Here is a 3841-nt window from a genome sequence, read left to right on the forward strand (position 1 = left end):
CGAACCGTCGACTGAGCGCAAACTCCGGTCCGGCCGAGGGCTCAGGGTGTCGACGAGAAGACCGACTGGAGCGTGACGAAGCCGTACCCCTTGGCGCGCAGGCCCGAGATGACGCGGGGCAGGGCGTCCGCATCGAGGGTGGAGTGGTCCTCGGGGTGGGCGCCGACGTGCATGAGGACGATCTCGCCGGGCCGCGCGCGGGACAGGACCCGGCTCACGACCGAGTCGACGGACTGGCCGCCGGTCACGCCTTCCCAGCCCAGCGTGTCGACCGTCCACCGGAACGGCACGTAGCACTCGCCGTTGACGAGCCCGATGGCGTGCCGGTCCACGGCGCCGAACGGGAAGCGGAAGAGCGGCCGAGGGTCACGCCCCGTCACGGCCCGGATGCGGGCGGCGGCGCTGCGGATCTGGGTTCGCACTCCGGCGTCGGTCAGGGTCGTGAGGTCCGGGTGCTCGTAGGTGTGGTTCCCGATCGGGTAGCGCGCGATGGCCTTGGCGCTCGCGGGGAACTGGTCGATGAAGTCTCCGGTGAGGAAGAACGTCGCCGGCACGCCCTCGCGGGACAACGTGGCCAGGATGGAGCTCACACCGTCGGCGCTGCCACCCGCGTCGAAGGTCAGCGCGACGACCTTCCGAGTCGTGGGGAGCGCCTCGAGGTCGACACCCCGCAGGGACGCAGGGATGGAGCACGACGCGCTGGTCGGCCGCGAGGCTGACGTCGTGGGGGCCGGGGTGGCGGCCGTCGGCCCTGGGCGGGAGGTGCGTGCGGTGGATGGCACCGGAGAGGTGGTCCCCGAGCTGGACCCACCCGGACCGGACGAGGGCGACGACGACGGCGACCCGGGCAATGCCGATCCAGAAGGCAGCGTCGGTGCCGCACCCGGCGGCGCGCCGCCACCGCCGGATCCGCCACCGCACGCCGACAGCCCGAGCGCCGCGGCGGCGAGCAGCCCCACGGCACTTCGACGCAGCGTCCACCGGGCCATCCCGACCTCCACCTCCAGCACACACCCTGGCGACCGCCGATGTCGACGAATGTGCCTGACGGCACCCGCAACTCACGACACCCGCGACTCACGGCACCGGTCAGCGGTCGCCCGCTGAGCGGCATACATCCTGTTTGTGCTGTTGCTCCTGCGAGCATTGGGGAAACCGCTACCCCCGGCCGCTGGGTCTGCAACCGTGGTGAGGGTGACCGAGCAGCCGATCGCCTCTGTCGCCTCGGCGATCACCGCGTTCGTCGGAGGTGCGCCGGCGGGGCCGGTCGGCGAGCCGCGGCTGGTCACGTCGATGTCGCACTTCAACCGGCTCTTCGGTGGGCTGTGGCGCGAGAGCCACCTGGGCTACTCGGTGCGCGACTTCTTCCGGCACGGTGGCCGGTACGCGGTCATCGTCCGCACGGACCCCGCCGAGGACGTCACGCGATCGCAGGTCAACGCTCTCGAGCTGATCCGCGAGCGGCCGGACGGCATGCCCGGCGGCGACCCCGTCGGCCTGCTCGTCGTGCCGCCCGACGGCGCCGAGACGCACGGCTGGACCGAGCCGTCGCTCGACGTGCTCCGGGAGGCCGTCATCACGGCCGAGCAGATCAAGGCGCTCGCAGTCCTCGACGCACCGGCCGCCTGGGCGGGGACCACCTCGCCGGCCGGTGGCGCGGTCGACGTCCTCGAGTCGCTGCGCTCGTCGTTCGCGGCGATGTACTTCCCGCAGCTCGTCGAGATCGATCCGCTCACCGGCGAGTCGCTCGCGATCAGCGCGAGCGGCGCCGTGGCCGGGATCATCGCCCGCACCGACGCGCAGTACGGTCCGTGGAACATGCCGGCCGGCACCGCCACGACCGCCCTCGACGTCGACGGGCTCACCGTGGCGCTCGGCCAGGGACGGATGGAGATGCTCGCCCAGCTGAGGATCAACGGCATCCGGTCGTTCCCGGGGACGGGCCCACTCGTCTGGGGCGCCCGGGTGCTCGGAACCGATCCGGAATGGCCCTACGTGCCGACCCGTCGCATGGCGACCTTCCTCGAGCAGAGCATCAGTCGCGGCCTGCGGTGGGCGACCTTCGAGCAGAACGCGCCACCGCTGTGGACCCGTGTGTGCACCCGCGTCGAGGAGTTCCTCCACTCGCTGTTCCGGATGGGGGCCTTCCCCGGCACGAAGCCGGACCAGGGCTTCTACGTGCGGTGCGACCCGTCGACGATGACCCAGGAGGACCTCGCGGACGGGGTCCTCCGCCTCGACGTGGGCTTTGCCCCGACCCGTCCGGCGGAGTTCATCGCCCTGCGCATCGCCATCCCGGTGGCCCGGCCCGCCTAGCGCCGGCGATGCTCGCCGAGGTCCCGTCGGACCTCGGCAGTGCGGACGGGCCCATCACCGCCCGTATGCCGCTCAGCTCGGTCTCGCACGCCCGCGCGGTGAGGCGACGGTGCCGTGAGGCGACGGTGGCGTGAGGCTACGGTGGGGACCACCCCGACCAGAGGAGGAATCGGTGCCGAAGCCACCCCTGCCCGCAGCCGTCGCCGAGGAGCTCGCCAAGCCCTGGTACGCGACCATCTCCACCGTCCGTCCCGACGGGCAACCGGTGTCGGTGCCGACGTGGTACCTCTACGAGGACGGCCGGATCCTCGTCAACATGGACGCCGGACGGAAGCGGCTAGAGCACCTCCGGGACAACCCTCGAGTCAGCCTGAGCGCCATGGACCCGGACGACTGGTTCACCCACATCAGCATCCTCGGCCGAGTCACCGAGCTGGTCGACGACGAGGGCCTGCACGACATCGACCGCGTCGCACGCCACTACACGGGCGAGCCGTATGCCGTCCGTGACCGGCCACGGGTCAACGCCTGGGTCGAGATCCGCCGCTGGCACGCCTGGGGGCGGCTCAAGGACGTGCGGTGAAGGTCTATCTCTCCTTCGACTTCGAGGGGATCGCCGGCATCGTCGACTGGGCCCAGTGCCGGGAGGGCACAGCGGCCTACGACATCGGCTGCGCGCTCACCCTCGGCGAGGTGAACGCGGCGATCGAGGGCGCGGTCCGCGGCGGGGCCACGGAGGTCGTCGTCAACGACTCGCACGGTCAGATGCGCAACCTCGACCCGGACGACCTCGTCCACGATGCGACGTACATCTCCGGCCGGCACAAGCCGCTCTACATGATGGAGGGCCTCGACGAGTCGTTCGACGTGATCTTCCTCGTCGGCTACCACGGCTCCATCTCGGGCGAGTCCTCGACGCTCTCGCACACCTACAACCCCGAGGTCTTCTCGGCAGCGCGCCTGGGAGGGGCGGAGGTCGGTGAGAGCGGGATCAACGCTCTCGTCGCAGCCCACTTCGGCGTGCCGATCGGGCTCGTCACGGGCGACGACGTGACCCAGCGGGAAACGGCGCCGTTCGCGCCGGAGGCGGCCACCGTCGTGACGAAGCACTCGATCACCCGGTTCGCCGCGACGAACCTGCACCCGCGGGTCGCTCGCGAGCGGATCAAGGAGGCGGCGACCGAGGCGGTTCATCGCGCGACGTACGGCCGGCTCCGGCCGCCGGCGCTCGACAAGCCCGTGCGCCTCGAGCTCGATGTCCAGACCGCGGACATGGCGGAGGTCGGCAGCTGGGTCAAGGGCGCCGAGCGGGCCGGGACGAGGACGATCCGGATCGAGTCCGACGATGCGCTCGCGGCCTTCCGGTCCTTCGTCGCGGTCAACTACATCACTCGGCAGGCCGGCGGTCGCTGATCTCCTCTCGTCGACCGGTCACTTTCGCGGGCGCGACCGGTCACTTTCGCTCGCTTGGCCGAAGCAATGTGACCGGTCGAATGCGGGAATGTGACCTCTCGACTGGGGGAAA

Annotated in this window: 4 protein-coding genes; 3 read left to right on the forward strand and 1 reads right to left on the reverse strand. The window is 71.2% G+C overall.

Annotated features, from left to right (window positions below):
• Nucleotides 1-41: 41 nt before the first annotated feature.
• Entirely contained in the window at nt 42-782 is a 741-nt protein-coding gene (locus tag N864_RS20040; RefSeq protein ID WP_240474427.1) for a polysaccharide deacetylase family protein, read from the reverse strand.
• 412 nt (nt 783-1194) lie between these two features.
• Here N864_RS20040 and N864_RS20045 point away from each other — a divergent pair, with 412 nt between their 5' ends.
• From N864_RS20045 to N864_RS20055, 3 genes are all read left to right on the forward strand, one after another.
• Nucleotides 1195-2316: a phage tail sheath family protein gene (locus N864_RS20045; RefSeq protein WP_051518848.1), complete on the forward strand. Its 1122-nt coding sequence runs from the start codon at nt 1195-1197 to the stop codon at nt 2314-2316.
• 172 nt (nt 2317-2488) lie between these two features.
• On the forward strand, nt 2489-2899 hold the full coding sequence (locus N864_RS20050; RefSeq protein WP_034721569.1) for a TIGR03618 family F420-dependent PPOX class oxidoreductase: 411 nt from the start codon (nt 2489-2491) through the stop codon (nt 2897-2899).
• Nucleotides 2896-3729: a M55 family metallopeptidase gene (locus tag N864_RS20055; protein WP_034721573.1), complete on the forward strand. Its 834-nt coding sequence runs from the start codon at nt 2896-2898 to the stop codon at nt 3727-3729. Before N864_RS20050 ends, N864_RS20055 begins: the two co-directional genes overlap by 4 nt.
• The last annotated feature ends 112 nt before the right edge of the window (nt 3730-3841 follow it).

It is taken from the genome of Intrasporangium chromatireducens Q5-1 (genome assembly GCF_000576575.1).
Taxonomy (GTDB): domain Bacteria; phylum Actinomycetota; class Actinomycetes; order Actinomycetales; family Dermatophilaceae; genus Intrasporangium_A; species Intrasporangium_A chromatireducens.